At 47.3% G+C, this 21,857-nt stretch carries 16 protein-coding genes; 9 read left to right on the top strand and 7 right to left on the bottom strand.

What is annotated here, in order from left to right; translation table 11 throughout:
- Nucleotides 1-86: 86 nt before the first annotated feature.
- Nucleotides 87-791 (bottom strand): SGNH/GDSL hydrolase family protein, encoded by a 705-nt coding sequence (locus B5M13_RS20230; RefSeq protein WP_080057388.1) that lies wholly within the window; start codon nucleotides 789-791, stop codon nucleotides 87-89.
- Between the two features lie 306 nt (nucleotides 792-1,097).
- On the opposite strand from B5M13_RS20230, the gene B5M13_RS20235 reads away from it, so the two are divergent.
- Together B5M13_RS20235 and B5M13_RS20240 are read left to right on the top strand one after the other, a co-directional pair.
- A complete protein-coding gene (locus tag B5M13_RS20235; RefSeq protein ID WP_080057389.1) occupies nucleotides 1,098-1,706 on the top strand; it encodes an RNA polymerase sigma factor in 609 nt (202 codons plus the stop codon).
- Nucleotides 1,696-3,405: a hypothetical protein gene (locus B5M13_RS20240; protein WP_080057390.1), complete on the top strand. Its 1,710-nt coding sequence runs from the start codon at nucleotides 1,696-1,698 to the stop codon at nucleotides 3,403-3,405. Before B5M13_RS20235 ends, B5M13_RS20240 begins: the two co-directional genes overlap by 11 nt.
- A 65-nt stretch (nucleotides 3,406-3,470) precedes the next feature.
- On the opposite strand, the gene B5M13_RS20245 is transcribed toward B5M13_RS20240, so the two are convergent.
- From B5M13_RS20245 to B5M13_RS20255, 3 genes are all read right to left on the bottom strand, one after another.
- Nucleotides 3,471-4,787: a PQQ-dependent sugar dehydrogenase gene (locus B5M13_RS20245; protein WP_080057391.1), complete on the bottom strand. Its 1,317-nt coding sequence runs from the start codon at nucleotides 4,785-4,787 to the stop codon at nucleotides 3,471-3,473.
- A gap of 68 nt (nucleotides 4,788-4,855) precedes the next feature.
- The gene (locus tag B5M13_RS20250; protein WP_080057392.1) at nucleotides 4,856-5,212 is read right to left on the bottom strand and encodes a DUF3471 domain-containing protein; all 357 of its coding nucleotides are present in this window, start codon (nucleotides 5,210-5,212) and stop codon (nucleotides 4,856-4,858) included.
- Nucleotides 5,213-5,238: 26 nt separating this feature from the next.
- Nucleotides 5,239-5,670, bottom strand: coding sequence for a GNAT family N-acetyltransferase (locus tag B5M13_RS20255; RefSeq protein ID WP_080057393.1), 432 nt, complete (start codon nucleotides 5,668-5,670; stop codon nucleotides 5,239-5,241).
- 230 nt (nucleotides 5,671-5,900) lie between these two features.
- On the opposite strand from B5M13_RS20255, the gene B5M13_RS20260 reads away from it, so the two are divergent.
- Together B5M13_RS20260 and B5M13_RS20265 are read left to right on the top strand one after the other, a co-directional pair.
- Entirely contained in the window at nucleotides 5,901-7,238 is a 1,338-nt protein-coding gene (locus tag B5M13_RS20260) for a Gfo/Idh/MocA family protein (RefSeq protein ID WP_080057394.1), read from the top strand.
- A gap of 92 nt (nucleotides 7,239-7,330) precedes the next feature.
- Nucleotides 7,331-9,988: a DUF7133 domain-containing protein gene (locus B5M13_RS20265; protein WP_080057395.1), complete on the top strand. Its 2,658-nt coding sequence runs from the start codon at nucleotides 7,331-7,333 to the stop codon at nucleotides 9,986-9,988.
- Between the two features lie 86 nt (nucleotides 9,989-10,074).
- Here B5M13_RS20265 and B5M13_RS20270 read toward each other — a convergent pair whose 3' ends face one another.
- The gene (locus B5M13_RS20270; RefSeq protein WP_080057396.1) at nucleotides 10,075-11,550 is read right to left on the bottom strand and encodes a sigma-54-dependent transcriptional regulator; all 1,476 of its coding nucleotides are present in this window, start codon (nucleotides 11,548-11,550) and stop codon (nucleotides 10,075-10,077) included.
- Between the two features lie 85 nt (nucleotides 11,551-11,635).
- On the bottom strand, nucleotides 11,636-12,010 hold the full coding sequence (locus B5M13_RS20275) for a response regulator transcription factor (RefSeq protein WP_020595718.1): 375 nt from the start codon (nucleotides 12,008-12,010) through the stop codon (nucleotides 11,636-11,638).
- A gap of 467 nt (nucleotides 12,011-12,477) precedes the next feature.
- On the opposite strand from B5M13_RS20275, the gene B5M13_RS33520 reads away from it, so the two are divergent.
- The 4 genes from B5M13_RS33520 to B5M13_RS20290 all read left to right on the top strand — a co-directional run bounded on the left by B5M13_RS33520 (nucleotide 12,478) and on the right by B5M13_RS20290 (nucleotide 15,184).
- The gene (locus tag B5M13_RS33520; RefSeq protein ID WP_155297302.1) at nucleotides 12,478-12,645 is read left to right on the top strand and encodes a lmo0937 family membrane protein; all 168 of its coding nucleotides are present in this window, start codon (nucleotides 12,478-12,480) and stop codon (nucleotides 12,643-12,645) included.
- A 443-nt stretch (nucleotides 12,646-13,088) separates the two neighbouring features.
- Nucleotides 13,089-13,340: a YtxH domain-containing protein gene (locus tag B5M13_RS20280; RefSeq protein WP_080060003.1), complete on the top strand. Its 252-nt coding sequence runs from the start codon at nucleotides 13,089-13,091 to the stop codon at nucleotides 13,338-13,340.
- Nucleotides 13,341-13,396: 56 nt separating this feature from the next.
- On the top strand, nucleotides 13,397-13,738 hold the full coding sequence (locus tag B5M13_RS20285; RefSeq protein ID WP_080057397.1) for a YtxH domain-containing protein: 342 nt from the start codon (nucleotides 13,397-13,399) through the stop codon (nucleotides 13,736-13,738).
- Nucleotides 13,739-14,083: 345 nt separating this feature from the next.
- The gene (locus B5M13_RS20290; protein WP_245859405.1) at nucleotides 14,084-15,184 is read left to right on the top strand and encodes an efflux RND transporter periplasmic adaptor subunit; all 1,101 of its coding nucleotides are present in this window, start codon (nucleotides 14,084-14,086) and stop codon (nucleotides 15,182-15,184) included.
- Nucleotides 15,185-15,262: 78 nt separating this feature from the next.
- Here the strand turns inward: B5M13_RS20290 and B5M13_RS20295 are convergent, their stop codons facing one another.
- Complete coding sequence (locus tag B5M13_RS20295) at nucleotides 15,263-17,944, bottom strand: sodium-translocating pyrophosphatase (RefSeq protein WP_080057399.1); 2,682 nt, start codon at nucleotides 17,942-17,944, stop codon at nucleotides 15,263-15,265.
- A gap of 538 nt (nucleotides 17,945-18,482) precedes the next feature.
- Between B5M13_RS20295 and B5M13_RS20300 the strand changes: the two genes are divergently transcribed.
- Nucleotides 18,483-21,770: a SusC/RagA family TonB-linked outer membrane protein gene (locus tag B5M13_RS20300; protein ID WP_170061162.1), complete on the top strand. Its 3,288-nt coding sequence runs from the start codon at nucleotides 18,483-18,485 to the stop codon at nucleotides 21,768-21,770.
- The last annotated feature ends 87 nt before the right edge of the window (nucleotides 21,771-21,857 follow it).

A 21,857-nucleotide genomic window follows, 5' to 3' on the forward strand; every position in this document is an offset into this window, starting at 1 on the left:
AGGGTTACAGGATTCGGTTTATAACGAACTAATGCACCATTGCTTTCGTGTCAGCTAACCGTAAACCGAATCCTGTAAACCACAACTTATTCTTCCCGCTTGATTGACTGAACGGTGACAATCGTTGGAGCAGATAAGTAAAAATCGAATAGCGAACGGCCCAGTATCTCATGGCTAATGGCATTCAGATGGTCGTCATCACCATTAACAAAATATTCTTCTTTAGGACGAATCACTGAATCAGTATCAAAAACGCTGAACAATTGGTCATCAGCTTCATCAAGTACAATAGCCCGGCTCCGTTGTTGTAACCACTGATCAACTCGGTTCAGATGCGGAAATGGAGTCAGCAGCAGAACATTATGCCGAAAAGGCTTTAACTTCTTCAACAAGGAGGAGAATATAAGTGATCGCTTAGGCCGCACAAACGATAACAGGCCATCGCGAACTGAGGTCAAACAATTCTTCAAAGCTGAACCTTCCGCCTGTTTGGATCGCACAGAAGAATAAGGCAATATGGGTGTAGCTAGTGTGTCAGAGCAGCCCAACTGCCTACCAGTCGGCTGAAGTAACGATGCATCTAATTGTACAACAATCAGATCGTAGCGGTTGAGAGGCAATTGCGATAACGTAGCTACAATCTGCGGAATGGTCAGATGGGCATAAGCTTCAACAGATACCGTTTGACCAGCCCGGCTGATTTGCCGGATAAAATGACCGATATAATTTAACTTTCCTCCTGGCAAGCCATACCCATACGTATGTTCATCGCCAATAACCAGCACGTTCATTCGGGGATGTCAATAGGCTGAATAAACCCATTTCCTATCGTTACGTTATCGACCCATGAACTGTGGCAAAAAATAGAAATTAATTATCAACTTAAACAATAATTGCAACGTTATACGGTTGAGGAGCGTAGTTGTAAATAATCGTCTTTTACGGGTTCGATTGATACATATGATTTAATATTGCATTCAGATTTCTCCTTGATTATCAGCAGGGTGCATAAACAATCTGGCGAATCAATACAACCTATATAAATTGAATGAATTAAGTATTTACAATCAGGGCGTTTACGTAAATCTGACAGAACTTTGTTTTTTCGCAAATCATCTTCGTTCTCCGAAAATGACCTGCTTAGTGTCATAAGGGCTTGTCGTACCAACGACCCTCGTGCCCAACGGACGCTGTTCAAGCAGTTTTTTGGGTACGCCAAAAGCATCTGTCTACGGTATACCTCTAATGTGGAAGAGGCCGAAGATGTCCTGAATGAGGGCTTTCTCAAAGCCTTTCAGCATCTGGATAGTTACGACGAAACCTTACCGTTCAAAGCCTGGCTACGTACTATTCTGGTCAATACGGCCATCAGTCACTACCGAAAAAATCATCGTTTTGATCAGCACACTTCGCTGGAAACCGGCGAGCATGTAGCGTTTGACGAAAACGTGGTCGATCAGATTGCAGCCGAAGAAATCCTGGCACTAGTTCAACAATTAACCCCTACCTACCGTACTGTATTTATGATGCATGTGGTGGATGGCTATAGCTTACACGAGATTGCAGGAATATTAAACCATAATGAAGCGACGGTGCGCTCCAATTATGCACGCGCCCGACAAAAGTTACAACTACTCATCAAACAAGCGTATCCTTTTTACGAAAAGGCTGGCCCTGGGGCTGGTTTTCCCTATCATGAGCACTGACCGATTTTCCGATATTATCCGGCGAAAACTGGAAAGTATTCGGCCGGAATTTACTGAAAAAGACTGGGCCCGAATGCAGGCAACGCTGCATCAGGCGGGTCCTCCTCAGGCCAGTCCGACGGAGACTGGTAAGCCCTTTAGCGGGGGCGCCTGGACAGGCCAGCCCTGGCTACTGGCGGCAGCCAGTGTCAGTACAGCCTTGCTAATCGTCTACAGCGTCTGGCAACGGACTGAAATCAACCACCTGCGTGAAACCATTGGGCAACTGAAGAAGCAGCCTGCTTCCAATCAGATTGCCCCTAAATCTGTTGAGAGAGATCGTCCTGTCGCGTCGCAGGCCGAAGGAACCCATCAGCCATCGCAACGGCATGAGTCACTGACTACGCCTGCCCCGAAAGAGGAGTTGGTCACTCGTCACGATACGGTCTACATTACCCGGTATATAACGGCTCCGGCACAACCACGTCTGGCCCCCATGCGTGATCGGGTCAAACAGCCAACCGAAACACCTCCTGAACAACGATACGCCACGGCTAGTCGCGCACCCTCTCCAGGCAGCCCATCGCGTCAGGAACGTAACCTAAACAAGAACCTTAAAACCAGTCCTTATGGTGTTTTCTCTACTCCTTTAACGAATGACAGTACCTCTAATACGCCTAATCAGCCCCCTATCAATCATGAATCATCGGCTCCTGCTGGTCTGAACCAACCCGACGAGCGTCTGTCAAGCGGTCGGGATCGGGGCATCAATGCCCGCGGAGGCAACCCACGAAATGCTTTATCCGGTACAAAGGAGAGTTATTCAGGAACTACAGATAATGGTTCGGTCAATTCGTCGTCTAAGCCTCTTAATTCCGTTGTCGATAATCAGGGAGCAGTAGCTGTAAATGAGCCGCAGTCTACAGAGATCGAACGCACTCAAATTGCTCCAACGGGCAACTATGAGCTGTTGGCAGGCCGTCCGCTATCGACCGAAAACGCAAACTGGAATGCACTGCTTGCGCAACGTGCCCGACGGATGCGTCCTGCCCGGACCACTGTGGTTACTGGCCCGACTCAAGCCCCCGAAAGCCAACGGGTCGAACCGGCCATTGCCAAATTCCGGGCGGGTATAGGCGGAGAAGTCAGTGCTCACCTTTGGAGCGCTGGTGCGTTTGCCGAAATGCCTATTGGCAAAAACGTTATGGTTGGGGTTGGGCTAAGCCGAGCTGTCTATCTGGGAGGTACATTCCTGACAGCCTACGATTTTGACGTCCGTACCCGTCGGAACTTCAAGCAGGAATTTGGGCGTCAGCTTCCCCCAACGGTCAACTTCGATAGTGATGTTCTCGATATCGACACACGGGTCATTCGCATGCAGATTCCGATTACGCTAGGCTATCGAGTTCCTTTATCCCGGTCGCTTACGTTCCAGCCTACGATGGGTACATTTATGAATCTGAGCAGCAAAGAGAAAGTTACCTATTACTACCGGGGTCCGCAACGAGGCTTCAACCAGATTGATTTCAGTACCGATTGTGGAACGGATTTATTTAGTGGATTCACCTTCAGTACAGGTCTTGAGTGGCAACATAAGGAGTGGGTACTGCAAGGCATACCTACCCTTACGCTACCGACCTCGGTGGCTATCTTGCCGGGGCCAAGCTGGGAGAATAATACGACCGTTGGCCTGCGCGTCCGGTTGATGCATCAGTTTTAGCAGTTATTGCCCGCTTTACATCCCGAAAACGTAAAGTTTTCGGGATGTTCTGTTTTAAGCCTTCTTTACTTCGCAGCAGAAACCCGCCAGATTCGCCCACTGGCATCATCGGCCACAAGCAGCGCCCCATCCATAAGCACAGCAACGCCAACAGGTCGCCCATAGGCTTCGTTGTCATTTCCCGTCAGAAACCCGGTTAAAAAGTCTTCCGGTTCACCAGGCTTTCCATGTTGGAAGGGTACAAAAACAACTTTATACCCGGCAAGTTGTGAGCGGTTCCATGAACCATGCTGGCCAATAAATGCTCCATTCTGATAATGCGTCGGGAACTGTGTTTTGTCGTAAAAAGCTAAACCGAGGGAGGCCGTATGCGAGCCCAGTGGCACATCAGGTACGATCGTCTTTTTTACTAAGTCGGGCCGTTCTCCTTTCCGACGCGGATCCTCATGCTGGCCAAAATAGGCATAAGGCCAGCCATAAAAAGAACCTTCTTTCACACCGGTCAGGTAATCTGGCACCAGATCATCGCCCAGTTCATCACGCTCGTTGACGGCCGTATACAACACCTTAGTTGTTGGCTCCCAGTCCATACCGACCGGATTTCGTAAACCAGCCGCAAAAATGCGTTCGCCCGTACCATCGGGGTTTATTTCCAGAATATTAGCCCTGCGAATTTCATTTTCAGGACCGTGTTCACCCACGTTGCTCCCTGACCCGACGGAGATATAGATTTTCTTCCCATCAGGGCTAGCCAGCAGATTCCGCGTCCAGTGATTGTTGTAGCCGCCAGCCGGTAAATCCACAATTTTCTTCCCAGGTGTTTTCATCGCTGTCTGGCCTGCTTTGTAGTCGTAGCGAAATAGACCATCCGTGTTGGCCACGTAAAAAGAATTACCCAGTACCAGCAACCCAAACGGCTGATTCAACCCTGTCAGAAAAGTTTCTTTCAAATCTGGTTTACCATCCTTGTTTGTATCCCGAAAGAGCGTAATTCGGTTGGCGCTGGTGCCCGTTTCCTGCGATTTAGCCTTACCAGAAACAGCATTAACCACCTTTGTTTTCAAACTGGCAGGCTCAGTATTCGCTTCAGCAACAAAGATATCACCATTGGGAGCTTCATACATCCAACGAGGGCTTTTCAGATCACGGGCAAATTCAGTTACGGTAAAGCCAGCAGGTGCTTTTGGCGTTTTGCCTTCCGGCCAGCCGATCACGTTACTAAATTTGGTTGACGATTTAGTAGCATACGGAGCGGGCAGATCAATTGTGGTATCGATCATGGCTACTGAGTCGCTGCCCTGATCGGCATTTTTCTTCTGATTACAGGCCAGAAAAGCGGCTGACAGGACAGCCGTAGTGAAGAGATAAGGTATGCTTTTCATCGTTGAATTGAGTCAATATGTAGCTTACTGCATCTGACTCAACTCCCGAATCAATCATTTGGTTACGCCTAATCCTTTTTTGCGGTCAGCGTCGATCCCTCTATAGCCATCGAAAAACCCGTCACGGCTTTGGTGGCCGCATCCCGAATGAAGGTAATTACTGAGCCATACGAACTCGTTGACTTAAACGTATCGGCTTTGTCCTGCTTCAATAACTTATTTTTACCGTAGCTGTCGGCCTCACCATACAATTCCCCTTTATCAGCCGTCACCGTAAATTTCTGAATGGGGCTCCCACTTTCGAAGGTGTACGAGCCTGTATATGTTTTGAGAGCGGCTGAATCGGCAACCGTAGTTTGTGCATTTGACGGAGTAGCCAGAGCAACCAGGGCTATTCCTATCAGAAGTGTTAAAATCGTTTTCATAAATCAGTTAGGCGTTAGGCGATGATTTATAGCAAGGTACGCGAAAATTTGGCATATGGAATGGCTCCCTTGTAAAACACATCACTGACAGCCTCCATCCCGAAACGTCGGTAAAAGTCAGCCGCATCCAGGCGGGCATCGCACCAGAGTGTGGAAGCCCCTAACCGACGAGCCTCATCAATAACCTGATTCAGCAATTGGGTACCAATTCCGCGTCGTTGGTAGTCGGACCGAGCGGCAAACTTTCGGAAACGGGCCATATTCCCGTCAACGAACAGGGAAATCACAGCTAGCAATTCATCCGCTCGAAAGGCACCAAAGTGGTATCCTTCGGAATCATTTTCTACTTTCACATACTCAAACGGTTTATCGGGCCAGAGCACCGCATGGCGAAGTGGGTAGGTTTGTTCGGGCGTTATCAAACGAATCGTAATTGTGGGAGGCAGTGAGTCGGCCATAGGGCTGTTGGTCAATATCAACCATTTCTGCAAACATAATAGGATCGTTTTGAAATCCCCGGCGAGTATTTGTATCGCAATCTTTACTATTAGTTTAGCGTAATCATACTACACCAGCTTACTGCCTTGTCTCTGCTGGCGGGCAAAACGGGTAGAATTTTCTACCAGCATTCATTTACTGATAAGCGAGCATTCGAATCAATACATACGCATTATTTTCCCTGAATAGAATGGACAATTCCAGAAGAGAGTTTATTAAAAAAGCAGCCTTAGGCACTGCGGGTTTTACAATCGGTGGCCTAGGCATGTCGGCTAAGAGTTATGCCAAAATTATCGGTGCCAACGAACGCATTCATGTCGCCATTGCCGGACTTGGCCGACGATTGGGCGCTTATTATGAACCCATTTCACGAAAAGAAAGTAATGTCGAGTTGATGTACCTCTGCGATGTTATGCAAAAACAGCGGGAATCGGCGCTTCAAAAATTTTCGAAATACATCGATTACAAACCCAAACTGGAAAACGACCTCCGTAAGGTGATTGCCGATAAAAACGTCGACGTGCTGATCAATGCCACGCCCGACCATTGGCATACCCCCGGCACCTGTCTGGCTGTACAGGGAGGCAAACACGTCTATGTCGAAAAACCGTGCAGCCATAACCCACGCGAAGGTGAAATTCTGGTTGAATACCAGAAGAAATACGGCAAAGTCATTCAGATGGGAAATCAGCAGCGTTCGGCAGTTGAATCGATCGACATCATTAACCAGATTCACAAGGGCGTTATTGGCACAGCGTATAAAGCGGTAGCCTTTTACGTTGCCAACCGGGGCGAGGTTCCTGTGCCGAAGGCAGCACCTGTACCGCAAGGGCTCGACTGGGAGTTGTTTCAGGGGCCCGCTCCGCGCATGGACTATACCCACGACACCTGGGATTACAACTGGCACTGGTACGGCTGGCTCTACGGAACGGCCGAAGCGGGTAATAATGCCACGCATGAGCTGGACGTAGCTCGCTGGGCTTTACAGGTAGAGTTTCCGGAACACGTTACGGTAGAAGCAGCCAAACGTCATTTTCAAAATGATGGTTGGGTTATGTACGACACCATGGATGCAACCTATCGTTTTCCGGGCAATAAAATCATCAAGTGGGATGGTAAGAGCCGGAATGGCTACAAAACCTACGGCAGCGACCGGGGTACCATCATTTACGGCACCAATGGTAGTGTGTACGTTGACCGAAATGGGTATAAGCTCTTCGACCGGGATGGCAAAGAAGTGAAAAGCAGCAAATCGCAGGGCAACGAAGCCGGAACAGCGTTAGGGGGCGGTGGCGATATGACTACCCGACATGTCGTTAATTTCTTCGAAGCTGTACGGGGGAAAGAGAAGCAGGCATCTACCATCGAAGAGGGGGCTAGAAGTACGCTGCTTTGCCACTTAGCCAATATCGCTTACCGAACTAATAAATCGCTCGACATTGACCCTAAAAATGGCCATATCCACGACAAAGACGCCATGAAACTCTGGAGTCGGGAATATGCGAAAGGTTGGGCACCTATTGTTTAAAACATCATCGATCGTTGCACGTCTGCAGTTCCAACCGCAGACGTGCAGTCCCAATCCCATCCATTCGCAGTACTTTAGACACCAATTTTTACATGATTAAACTTAGTCTTTCATTTTTCTCAACCCTTCTATTTCTGTTCTGGAATAGCCTCACACACGTTTTTGAGCCAAATGAGAGCCATTCCCCAACGAAACGAAGTGTTCTGGTTCAAGCCGACTCCCTACCCAATGCCAGCAGTTGGCCAGCCGAACTAAAGGTTACCCACTTCGCTGGCCCCGATCTGACGCCTAGCCCTGCCTGCCTGGCTGTAGCGCCAACGGGGGAGGTTTACGTGGGAGTCGACATGATTGGGTCGCTGGGCAAAAAGCCTGGGCAGGGAAAAATTGCCCGGCTGGTAGACACCAACAACGATGGGAAAGTCGATCAGCATACTACCTTTGCCATGGTCGATAATCCGCGTGGCCTACTGCCCGTTGGCGATCAGCTTTTTGTTCTCCATACGGTTTTTTCGAAGGAAACAGGCATAGCAACAGGTATGGATCTGGTCGTTTTTGACGACAAAGACCAGAATGGCGTTGCCGATGGTCCTTCCCGTCCCTTGATTGAGCACATCAGTTCGCCAAAATTTCTGCAAAGCCGGGGCACCGACCATGCTACCAATGGTATTCGGATGGGCATCGATGGCTGGATTTACATTGCTGTAGGTGACTTTGGCTTTCATAATGCCACCGACCGTAGCGGCAAAAAATTAACCATGCTGGGGGGCGGTATTGTCCGGGTTCGGCCCGACGGCACCGAAATGGAAATCTATTCGCATGGTCTTCGGAACATCTATGATGTGGCGATCGATCCCTTCATGAACACCTTTACCCGTGACAACACCAACGATGGCGGGGGCTGGAATATCCGGTTCAGCCACCAGATTCAGTCGGGCGAATATGGCTACCCGGTTTTATTCCAGCATTTTACCGACGAAATTATTCCTGCCCTAGTCGACGTAGGTGGTGGATCTGGCACCGGCTCTCTCTTTATGGACGATGACACCTGGCCAGCCCAATTCAACCATGTACCAATGATGGCTGATTGGGGCCGAAATCAGCTCTACGTTCATCGTGTAATACCCGATGCCAGTAGCTTTACCCAAAAGGAGGAAGAGTTTATCAAACTGTCACAGATTACCGACGTTGATGTCGACGCTTCGGGTCGTATGTACCTGTCGGCCTGGGCTGGAGCGGGGTATTCAGGCAATCCTAGTAAAGGGTTTGTTGTGCGGGTGGTTCCCAAAAGCTGGACGTACAAAGCATTCCCAGACCTAAAAAAAGCTTCGGAGAAAAAATTAGCTTCTTGGTTAACCTCTGGCAGTGCCGTAGCCCGGCTGGCAGCTCAGCAGGAACTATTGACCCGACCGGCCAAAAAGACGACAAAACTCACCTGGGCAATCGCAACGAATAAAAGTCTGCCGCTTTCGGCGCAGGTAGCCGGCATCTATACCTATGCGCAGATTACTGGGGCCAGCGGAATCGCCAATCTCGTAAAACTGTCAGCCGACGAAACTGTTCGGGAGTTTGCGCTTCGGGCCCTTGCCGACCGCAAGCCAATTCTTGATCAAGTTCCGACGGAACCATTCCTGCAAGGACTCAACGACCCATCCGTTCGCGTACAACAGGCTGCTATCATTGGGCTCGGGCGTTTGGGTCGGCCAGCGGCTGCTTCTGCCTTACTCCAGGTAAACGTGCCAGCCTCGTTTGTAGCCCCTGCCCTGGGAACAGAAGGCCCACATGCTACGCCAAACTCAGCCATTGTACTACCACATCTGGCTGTTCGATCGTTGGTACGCTTACAGGCGGTTGATGCCTGCCTGAAGGCTGTTGGCACAAATCAATCGACGCTTGCGCTCTGGGCGTTGCGTTATATGCATGACCCAAAAGCCGTAGATGGTCTGGTCTCAGCGTATAAACACGCGAATGACCCTACTTTGAAAACGCAGATTTTAACCACACTTGCCCGTCTCTACAAAAAGGAAGCTGACTACGATGGTTCGTGGTGGTGGAGTACACGACCCGATACCCACGGCCCCTATTACAAAGCCATTAGCTGGGAGTCGTCGCCTGTGATCAAAACGCTTCTGATCGATGAATGGCGCCAATCAACTAACAAGTCATTTTTTGTCGATCTGAATAGTCGGCTTCGGCTGGAAATTCCTGAATACGGCGTCGAAGAGCCTGTTGTGGCCAAAGAGGAGACGAAAGTCGATCTGGAAAAAATCAGGAACAAAAAAGGTCAGGTTGGTGAGTCTTCCATTGAAGATGTGATGCTGGCGATGGCCAAAATAGACGGGAATTCAGCCCTGGGAAAAACGCTGTTTACGCAGCAGGGCTGTGTAGCCTGCCATAGTCTGAGTAAAACCGAACCCATGAAAGGCCCGTTTATGGGGCAGATTGGCTCAATCATGACGCGCGAGCAGATTGCCGAATCGATCTTGAAACCCAATGCGTCTATCTCTCAGGGATTTGCGACGGTGCTCATTACAGCCAAAGGTGGAAAGAGTTACACCGGATTTGTTACGGAAGAATCATCGAACCGAGTCGTTCTACGCGACATTACCGGACAGGTCTATACGATAAAAGCATCAGATATAGTGAGCCGTAAGGAGATGGAAAACTCTATGATGCCTACAGGACTCGTTAACGCCCTCTCCTACGAAGAATTCGCTTCGTTGATTACTTTCCTGTCGCAGCAGAAAAAGTAAACGAGCGAAAGTGTGCATGAGTGAACGAGCGAATAGCTTACGCTGACCAATATTTCGCTCGTTCACTCATGCACACTTTCGCTCGTTTATAAATGTATATCGTAGGCTTTAAGCTTATTGTAGAGCGTTTTGCGATCGATATTAAGGACTTCAGCAGCCTTGGTTTTGTTGTACCCTGTTTTCTCCAGTACTTTCAGAATTGCAGCCCGCTCGGCATTTTCCGATACGGATTTCAGGTTACCTCCCGATTGCGTAAAAACAGGAATGCCAGGTCGTGCCGGATCGTAATTGATCTGAATATTGGCAGGCACAGTCTCTTCAGGACTGAAATATTGCGGAGAAATAATTTCCTGTGGCAATACATCTGCTTCAATGTAGTCACCGGGCGTTAACAATACGGCCCGCTTCACCACGTTCTGCAACTCACGCAGATTACCATGCCAGTAGTAGTCCTTCAGCTTTTCTTTGGCCTCTTCCTCAAAACCCAGGATATCTTTTTCCAATTGCTGATTAGCTACTTCGAGGAAGTGATCAGCAAAGATCATAATGTCCGATTTACGCTCCCGCAAAGGCGATAAATGCATCTCGAATTCGGCAATCCGATGATAAATATCTTCCCGAAATTTTCCCTGCCGAACAGCCTCACGTAAATCTTCGTTTGTAGCCACAATAATCCTAACATCGACAGGAATATCCTGGTTGCTACCAATACGCCGGATCTTACGTTCCTGCAACACACGCAGCAGCTTTATCTGGTTATCATACGAGAGATTACCGATTTCATCGAGAAAGATGGTACCACCGTTAGCATATTCAAAGCTACCAGCCTTATCCGACATAGCGCCAGTGAATGAGCCCTTTACGTGGCCAAACAACTCGCTGCCAGCCAGTTCTTTTCCCAGAGCGCCACAGTCGATAGCCACAAATGGTTTATCGGCTCGCTTACTTTTTAGGTGAATAGCATTGGCTACGAACTCTTTTCCGGTACCTGTCTCACCTGTTATAATCACCGACATATCCGTCGGGGCAATTAGATCGATATGTTTCTGGAGTTGTTCTGCAGCCCGGCTCTTTCCAAAAATAAACCGTTTACCATCAGGTGCTAATGCTGTTTTAGCCGACGCTGTTTTTGTACCACTCACTTTAGCGGTAGCAGAACCATTGGCAGGTGTAGCACTCTTCGCCTGACTCAGTGATTGCGCTCGGCGTTCAAGAGCCGCCTTGATCGTGTACAGGATTTCGTCGGGATAAAGCGGCTTTGTTACGTAATCGTAGGCACCATGTTTAACCGTTTGCACGGCCATTCGAACGTCGGAGTAGCCAGTAATGATAATGACGGCAGTGGTAGGATGCATGACCTTGATGCGACGCAGCATTTCAAGACCATCAATATCAGGAAGTTTAAAATCGCAAATGACTAGTTCAAATGCTTCTTTTCTCAACAGGACTAACCCATCATCCCCACGCTGTACCGACGCAGTTTTATAGCCTTGTTTGCTCAGAAAACGCTCCAGCAACAGGCATATGTCATTGTTATCGTCAATAATCAGAATTTTTTCCATGAAGAGGCATTGAACTTGTTCAGACAGACCATGTCCCATTTATGAACAACGAAAAAATCTATCCAAGCTGTATGAACAAATTTACTTAAACCTGAATGGTTTGCAAAGCCATTTCGACCGAACGACGTGTAAACGGCTTCCCAATAAAGTAATCGGCCCCCTGTTCAGTAGCTCGTCGACGCTCGGCTTGTCCATCGAAAGCGCTGATCATAATTACTTTTGCTTCGTTCTGATCTTCTTTTATTGAAGGGAGTAAGTCGAAACCCAGGCCATCAGGCAAGTTAAGATCTAAAAATATGGCGTCAAATTTTTGCGTATGCAACCATTGGCGTCCTTCTTCAATAAAATGTGCACATGTAGGCTGATAGCCTAAGCGCCTTAAAAGCCCCGACAACAATAAGCAGATATCAGCCTCATCATCGACAATTAGAACACGCTTTGCCTGAGATGCTGTATTCATGACAATTGGTCTGAATTGTTGTCCTGTATTTACTCGTGTTACCATGCTAGCCAAGACTCATCCTGTTTCATAAACGTTCGTTACCTTCAATCTTAATAAAATATGTGCCGAAAATGTTTAAACCCTAAAAATTAAAGTAGCAACACGCATTAATACCCAATAGATTAGTTATTTGTACCATAAAAGCTACTGGGCAACCTATACGTCTCTAGCTATCCTAGTTGAAGAATCGCGCTATTTTTCCACGTTTATTCTACATGTGTAGAGCAAATTCCACACTTTTTATTTGTTTCATTTTTTCAAATGACCATTCTGCTCAATATGTAAACATCAATTAAAAGCTCATTTCCAAGCTTATAGGGCATTTAACCATAATAATTCTAAGTTTTCAGGATTCTTGGCACAACTTTTTCTAACTAATTAGTCGATTACAAGGTGGCTATTCTGATTTACTCAAGGGAAATGACATGGGAAACCTTCTTTACACCATTGCAGTCATTTTAATCATTATCTGGCTTCTGGGATTCCTAGGGGTACTTGGAACCGGAATCGCCAGTAGCAATTTGATACACATTTTGCTAGTGATTGCAGTGATTGCCATACTCCTACGTCTGATTCAAGGACGGGGTGTGTAAGGAAGGGAGTACAATTGATGAGGACCATTAAAAAGCAGTTCGCTGCACAATGATATTCCTAGTTGCTAGGCGCGGTTGAGGCCGTAGTAATTTATTTTAGGTTAAGTACAAGTTACGGTGGGTACGGAATCCCTGCGCCAAGTTGAGCGCGGGGATTTTTTTATGGTTCTATATATGTCTCATAGTTATGGATCCCAAATCTCCCCATGAAAAGCAAAGGGTACATAAAAGATTGACACTCACAGCATCAGACGAGTAGGCTCCACAACAAATTGCGTAAAACGTGGACGCCATTGTAGAAAAAAGTCCTCAATTCCAAAAAGACGTATTAATTTAACCAGCTAATATACAAGGCATTACCTATACATATCATTTTGTGGTACAGTATTTTCTACTACATTAGCATCATTGGAACCATAAGTCATTCACAAAAGTTAGAAACCATGAAATCATTACCAGGAGTTTTAGTAGGATTAGCGGTTGGTGCAGTAATAGGTGTTCTGCTGGCTCCAGAGAGCGGCAAAAAAACCCGTAAGCGTATTTCATCTGAAACAGATACGTTTTTTAAAGATTTGCAGGATCAGCTTCAATCGGGTATCGATAGTATTAAAAAGCAGTACACCGACTATGTTGATTCGGCAGCTGAAAAAACACACGAGTTAACCACTCAGGCTAAGCGGAAGGCTAAACAATAAGCATAAGCATCGCTTTCCAACTAAAATGACACTCACCTAAAACACACAATAAAATTATGAGAAGCTCAAGAGATTTTCTGGCTGGTATTATTACTGGAATTGTTATCGGTATTCTGACCGCTCCCCGCAGTGGAAAAGAAACGCGTGACAAGCTAACAGAAGAAGCCAACAAACGCACCGATGATCTGAAAGATCAATGGGAAAAAGGCGTATCACAGGTCAAAGAAGGACTGGAACAGGCTAAAAGTCAGGTAAGCCAATACGCCGACAAAGCAAAAGATCAGTACAATCAATATAAAGATCAGGCTCAGGCTGCATTCAACAAAAACAAAGAGAATGCAAAAGATGAGTACAACGAAAAAGTTGACCAATTGGCCGACAATGCCAAACTGAACTAATCCATTCTCTGAATTTACTCAACGTCTTTGAAAAATTGCGCATTCTCATCTGGCCAGCCAGATGAGAATGCTTGCTTTTAGGGTGTTTAATAACCTTTTAATGTGGCCTTAAGAGTGCTTTAATTAGCAAATGAGATTTTTGTTTTATCCCTTTAGCCGATCAGTCAGGCACATAAATAGATTGGCTAAAGGTGGAACAATCTCATGACAAAGTACCTGCTTGCTGTATTTCAATCCTGGTTAGGCCTTAAGCCTAACCCCCTACTGATACAAATTATACCCCAAGAAGAACGCACCTTTGCAAAACGCGGTCGCTCAGCTCTACCTGGCTATCCTAATAAATTAATGCCCCACCGTAATTGGCTGATGGTAGCAAGTGTCAGTTTGCTACTAGCCCATGGGCTGAGCAGTTGTAGCAACTCAAGTCCATCCTCAACGGCTATTGATGAAACGAAAGCCCATCAGGAAAAAAACCTGCTGGCAACAGCCGCCCTTGATACAGCCAGATTAGAAAATGCCCGTAATGAACTGAATCTAACGGGGAAAATTACATTTAATCAGGATCAGGTCGTTAAAGTGTTCCCTTTAGTTGGCGGCCATATTGAAACCTTAAAAGCCGATCTGGGCGATTACGTAAAGAAAGGGCAAACACTGGCTGTTATTCGCTCGGGCGATCTGGCCGATTTAGAGCAGCAGGCTGTAGCCGCTCGAAGTCAGCTTTCATTGGCTCAGAAAAATATGCAGGTTACGGAAGATATGACCAAAGCAGGTCTAAGCTCACAAAAAGACCTAGTAGCCAGCAAAGAGCAGTTGGAGGCAGCTAAAGGCGAAGTCAATCGCGTTAACGAACGCCGTCGGATTGTCGGCGGCAATGGGTCTGTTTATATCGTTAAAGCGCCGGTTAGTGGTTTTATTGTTGAAAAAACAGCCGCTCAGGGAATGGAACTTCGCTCTGACGATCCTGAGAATTTGTTCACGATTTCCAATCTTGACCACGTGTGGGTACTGGCCAACGTGTATGAGTCGGATCTCGCCAATGTTAAAGAAGGTGATCAGGCGACTATCACAACGCTCTCCTACCCCGACAAAATCTTCCATGGTCGCATCGATAAAATCTTTAACGTACTCGACCCTGAAAGTAAAACGCTAAAAGTTCGGGTTACGCTGGAAAATGCTGACTATCGACTTAAACCCGAAATGTTTGCTAATGTGAGTGTAACCTATGCTGGTCACGATCAGCGGATAGCCATACCAGCCAAGGCAGTTGTATTCGACAAAAACCGCAACTTTGTGGTGATGGTCAACAAAAAGAACCAGCCAATGGTCCGTGAGGTAGACATTTATAAGTCAATTGGGCCCAAAACGTATCTGGCAGGTGGCCTTGCCCCGGGCGACCGGGTTGTCACAGCGAATAACTTACTGATTTATAACGCGCTGGGGAATTAAGCAATAAAACGAGGAAAGCCCCCGGAAGAGACAACATCTTTCTCTTCCGGGGGCTTTCCTCGTTTTATTGCTTAATTCTTATTTTTTCGTCACCCGAATAGAAATCCGGCGGTTTTGGGCACGGCCCTCTTCCGTTTCATTGGAGGCAACAGGATGTTCCTGACCGTAGCCTTCTGCTTCCAGCCGATCTTTTGAAATATCCATTTTTTCCAGCTCCGCCCGAACCGAGTTAGCACGATCCTGCGAAAGTTTCAGGTTAGCAGCTGCATTCCCCGTATTATCGGTGTAACCACCTAATTTGATAGTCACATTTGGATAGGCTTTCAGGATTTCTGCAATGTTCTTTAACTGCTCCTGCGATTGCGGCTCCAGGGTAGCGCTACCTGTTTGAAACAACAGCCGATCAAAATCGAACCAAGTTGTTTTATCAACGGGCTTATCACTTTTGATAAACGCCAGCAGCTTATTTTCAACGCCAAACTCAGGGATGTTTAGCTCAATACCGCTGGTCAGTTTTTGAACGCTAAACTCACCCAGTTTTGCATTGGGCGTACTCACTTTATCATTGTCGGCGGCTGTTGATTCTTCGAGGGGTAGTTCAGTACCAGCCGCTTCTTTTCCTTCCTTATTATAACCCGGTGTTTCAGATGACTGTACCGCAATGTACGGTGCAATAACTAGCGACACAATCGACATCAGCTTGATAAGAATGTTCATCGACGGGCCCGATGTATCTTTAAATGGATCACCCACCGTATCGCCCGTTACCGACGCTTTGTGTGGCTCCGATTTCTTATAGTAGGTCTGTCCATTAATCTCAACCCCTTTTTCAAACGACTTCTTGGCGTTGTCCCAAGCTCCACCGGCATTGTTCTGGAAAATCCCCATCAATACGCCCGAAACTGTCACCCCAGCCAGCAGACCACCCAGTACTTCAGGCCCGAAAATAAAGCCAACAATCACAGGAACTGTCAGGGCAATAGCCCCAGGTAATACCATCTCCCGGATCGATGCCTGAGTTGAGATCGCTACGCATTTTTCATATTCAGGCTTGCCCGTACCTTCCAGAATGCCCGGAATTTCGCGGAACTGGCGACGAACTTCTTCCACCATTTTCATGGCAGCGCGCCCTACAGCCGCAATCGCCAGCGACGAGAAGATAAACGGAATCATGGCCCCGACAAATAATCCAGCCAGTACGTCAGCTTTGTAAATATCGATAGCCGAAATACCTGAAATACCCACAAAAGCAGCAAACAAAGCTAATGCCGTCAAAGCTGCCGAAGCAATCGCAAAGCCTTTCCCCGTAGCGGCCGTAGTATTACCAACTGCATCCAGAATATCAGTACGTCCACGAACTTCTTCGGGCAAGTAGCTCATTTCGGCAATACCACCCGCGTTATCGGCGATTGGCCCAAAAGCATCAATTGCCAACTGCATCGCTGTAGTTGCCATCATACCAGCCGCCGAAATGGCCACACCGTATAGACCAGCAAAATGATAGGATGTATAAATACCAGCCGCTAGCACCAAAATTGGTAGTACGGTCGATTCCATACCAACCGATAACCCACCGATGATATTGGTCGCTGCTCCCGTTGCTGACTGACGAATAATCGACAACACCGGCCGCCGACCCATAGCCGTATAATATTCTGTAATCGACGACATGAGGGCTCCGACGATGAGGCCTGTTATTATGGCATAAAACACATCCATCCGGCTAAACTCTACCCCACGGATTTCCATGGTCACATCAGGGAGATAGCTGGTTACCAGAAAATAGGAAGCAATGATCGTAATGATGATCGAGGCCCAGTTACCGATATTCAAAGCGCCCTGAACACTACCCTCGTCATTTTTGATCTTCACGAAATAGGTAGCAATAATCGAGAAGATCAGACCTAGCCCCGCAATCATCATGGGCAGCACGATGGGAGCGTGACCAACAATATTCATATCAGCCGGAATCTTGATTTCACGGCCCAGTACCATCGTAGCCAGGATCGTTGCCACATACGAACCGAAGAGGTCAGCACCCATACCGGCTACGTCACCTACGTTGTCGCCAACGTTATCGGCAATAGTAGCCGGGTTACGTGGGTCATCTTCAGGAATACCCGCTTCCACTTTACCCACCAGGTCAGCGCCTACATCGGCCGCTTTGGTGTAAATCCCTCCGCCTACCCGGGCAAACAAAGCGATCGACTCCGCCCCCAGCGAGAAACCAGCCAGCACTTCCAGGGCTCGCTCCATAGGTAACCCGTTCATATCACCGGTCGACGCTACATAGGTATTATAGAGTACGAGAAAAAGACTACCGAGCCCTAACACGGCCAGACCTGCCACACCAATCCCCATCACCGATCCACCCGTAAACGACACGTCTAAGGCGCGGGCCAGACTAGTACGGGCAGCATGGGCCGTACGAACATTGGCTTTGGTGGCAATATTCATCCCGATGTATCCGGCCAAGGCCGACAGGAAAGCCCCCAGTACAAACGACAAACCAATAACGGGGCTGGAATTTTCAACTAGGGTACCTGAATAAGCCAGAAGAAGGGCTACAACAATACCGAAATAAGTAAGAACGCGCCATTCAGCTTTAAGAAAAGCAATGGCGCCATTGGCAATGTACGACGAGATCTCCTGCATCCGGTCATCGCCGGCTTCCTGTTTAGAAACCCACAGGAATTTGGTGTACATGATCACCAACCCGACAAGACCCAATACGGGAACCAGATAAACACTGTAATTCATGCGACTAAGTATAGGTTTTAGAAATAAACTGCCCCAAAGATAGCTTTTGAGGGAAATAACCCAACGTCGAAAGCAGCGTTTGTTGACTTTTTTTGAGGTTAATTACGTTTTTTTTAGGAACAAAAACTGTCAAAAAGTTAATTTAGAGTAATTATTCACTTGGAAATACTGCAATTCTGCTTATTCATATCAATTACTCATAACTAATTCGGCGAACAAGCTACAACTACTAAGTAGTATCATCTACCTGTCCCATTACACTACTTGCTTGTCAGATGGTTACCACCTGACAATTATAAATCTACACCGCATTTCTACTTATCATAATAGGGGCTTCTGGCTGGCTAATAGCCCATTTCTTAAAGGCTAGAAATTAAATCTTCATTAAATTATAATTTATATTATAAATAATTTAAATTACAGAATATAATTCTAAAATTAATTTTATTATTAAAATATAATTTCATTATTATTGAGCATAACTTACCAAATCAGTAGACTCAATTTACACTTTCTTAACTTAACTAAGCTGATTACCATGAAGAAGTCTTTACTGCTGAGTCTACTCATAGTAGGCTTAAGTTGCTCGTTGGCGTGGGCCCAGAGTCGCAAGGTAAGCGGCACCGTTACTGCAGAGGAGGGCGTTGGTGGCTTTGCGGGCGCTACCGTTGTTGTGAAAGGCACCACCATAGGTACGGTGACAGATGTGAAGGGAGAATACACACTCAATGTACCCGCTTCTGGAGTTACACTTGTGTTTTCAGCCGTAGGTATGCAGACCATGGAAGAAGTACTCGGCGGCCGAAGTCAGATTAACGTTACCCTAAAAACAGATACCAAACAATTAAATGAAGTTATTATCACAGCGCTCGGCATTAAGGAAGAGCGCGACAAATTTGCCTCTTCCGTATCGACTGTAGACGGAAAAAACATTGCCAAGTCGGGCGAAACCAGCCTACTGACCGGGTTAAGTGGAAAAGCATCCGGGGTGTTGATCACCCGAAACGGGGGTGACCCAGGTGCAGGGGCCTACATCCAGATTCGCGGCCAGAACACCATCAATGGTAACGCTCAACCTTTATTTATTGTCGACGGAATTCCAGTCAGTAATTCCAGTGATAACACAGGATCAGCGGCTGGGAACTCTATCGTTCAGCAGTCGCGCATCAACGATATTAATCCTGAAGATATCGAAAGCATGGAGGTGCTTAAAGGCGCTTCGGCGGCTGCTTTATGGGGGACTCGTGCGGCCAATGGGGTCGTCGTTATTACCACCAAGAAAGGGAAAGACTCCAAAGGGAAAGTCAATATTACGTTCAAATCCACCGTTTCCTTCGACAAGGTCAATAAGATGCACGAGTTGCAGCGAACCTATGGACAAGGTACGGGGGGACGTTTTGTACAGGGTAATAAGACTAGTTTCGGCGACCTGATTGCCGACCGTACAGGTGGCCCGGACACGTACATCACCGATCCTACGGCTGCGGGCTACCAAGGTTTTGTTACCTTTCCAGATGGCACGAAGCGCTACGCCATAGCTTCAGGAACCACAGCCAATCCGCATGGAGGGAAAAACGCTAAAGACACCTACGATCATACGAATGATGTATTCCAGACAGGCCATTTCACCGATAATAGCCTGAACATCAGCGGTGGTAATAACCGATCCAACTTCATGCTCAGCTATTCAAATCTGAATCAGGAGGGGGTAATTAAGGCATACAGCAATTATCAGCGTAACACGGCCCGCATCAATGTGGCCAGTCAGTTTACCGAATGGTTCCGGGCGTCAGCTAATGTAGGATACAGCAAAGTCTATTCATCCCGTACTCAACAGGGTGATAACCTAGATGGTATTCTGCTGGGAGGAACCCGCACTCCACCGGATTTCGACAATTCGTATTATACCGGCACCTATACAAACGCAACAGGGCAGGTCTTCAACGATGTACACGTATCGTACCGGAACCCGCTTGGTATCGATCAGAACTCCATTTATTCCAACCCGGTCTGGAATATCAACAACAATAAAAACAGTACCGACGTCGACCGGATCACAGGGAATGTAGAGCTGAATATTACCCCAAAATCATGGCTAACCCTTACAGGCCGTACTGGTATCGACAACTTTACCGATGCCCGTCTGGAACGTTTTGCCCGCAATTCATCAACTTACCTGGGAGGCTATTTGTCAAAAAACTGGATTACTGAAAAACAGTTTAATACGGATGTGTTTGTTAATGCTACCAAAACGTTCAACAATGATTTCAACGGTTCGGTATTGGTAGGCGTCAATTACAATAGTCGGCGAAAAGCAATCCTAACCGATGCCATCACCAATTTTATTGTCCCTACGGCTCCAGATATTCTGACGAATGCGTTGAATTCCAATCTGTCGGCCAGCAATTATAACTCGTTGATTCGAACCTATGCCTATTATGCTCAAGCCGAAGTACAGGCGTATAATATGCTATTCCTGACGCTGACGGGCCGAAATGAAAGTGCCTCGACCTTTGGATCAAAAACGAACAGCAGTTTCTTTTTTCCGTCGGCTGCGTTGGCCTGGCAGTTTAGCAAGCTGAAAGGGCTGGAATCCAGCTCTATTATTAGTTTCGGCAAACTTCGGGCTACCTGGGGTCAGGTGGGTATTCAGCCCCAGCCTTATCAGAACTTCACCACCTTTTCGCCAGCCGCCTATGGCGATTCGTTTGCGGGTGGTTTGACCTCCGCCAGTTCGTTATACGGTGGGGGCTATGTTCGAAGTACAACGGCCGGTAACGACTTCCTGCGCCCCGAACGGAAAACCGAAACCGAATTGGGTGTCGATCTGCGTTTTCTCAATAACCGCTTTACCTTCTCAGGAACAGCCTACAGCAATTCGACAAAAGACGTAATTCTGTCGCTGAACGTACCGTACGAAACAGGCTATACCGTTCGGAATATCAACGCAGCGGAATTATCGAACAAGGGACTCGAATTTGAAGCCAGTGCCGACATGCTTCCGCAAAGCGATCTCAAATGGAACCTCTCGGCTAATTTCTCCCTGAACCGCAACAAAGTGATCTCGCTGGCTGGCTCCTCGGTCTACATCCTGCCCGACAGCTACCAGGAAAACTCTTCCCTGATTCCGGGGCAGCCATTCGGTATCTTTTATTCAACCGACTTTCTGAAAGACGAATCGGGCAAGTATAAGCTGGATGCCAATGGGTTTCCGCAGGGAGGTACTGACAACGAAATTATTGGCAACCCAAATCCAAAATGGCGGGGTGGACTCGGTAGTACGTTCTCCTACAAAGGTGTATCACTGTATGTTCTCTTTGATCGGGTGTCGGGTAATGACTTTTACAACGGTACACGAGGTGCGCTTTACAACATAGGTACTCATGCCGATCAGGGACACACAGCCATCGCTCCGGCTGGTGGAATTAAAGATATAAATGGGAACCTGATTGCAGCGGGCACAAAATTCCAGGGCGAAATAAAAGACTTTGGCGCTGGCCCCGTAGCGCTCAATCAGGCGTGGTATCAGGGACGTGGTACGGCATTCAATTCAGCCTCGTATAAGCAATTTATCGAAGATGGTAGTGCCTCACGACTTCGTGAAGTGACGCTGACGTATAGCCTGCGGAGCCCTAAATTCCGTCAGTTTACCCATCTGTCGTCTGTTGATTTTGCGCTTACTGGACGAAACCTCGTTCTGTGGACTAAATACACTGGCACCGATCCCGAAGTTAATATTACCGGAGCTGGCTTATCGCGTGGGCAGGATTGGTTCACTAACCCCAACACCAAGTCCATTCTGTTCTCAGTAAAAATCAACTACTAAACAGTTCTCGGCATCCGGTTTACGGCAGGCTATTGGCTTAGTCAGTTGACTCACGACCTGTTAACGCGGCCTTACCTCTATTACTGC

This window comes from Spirosoma aerolatum (genome assembly GCF_002056795.1).
In the GTDB taxonomy this organism is placed as follows: Bacteria; Bacteroidota; Bacteroidia; order Cytophagales; family Spirosomataceae; genus Spirosoma; species Spirosoma aerolatum.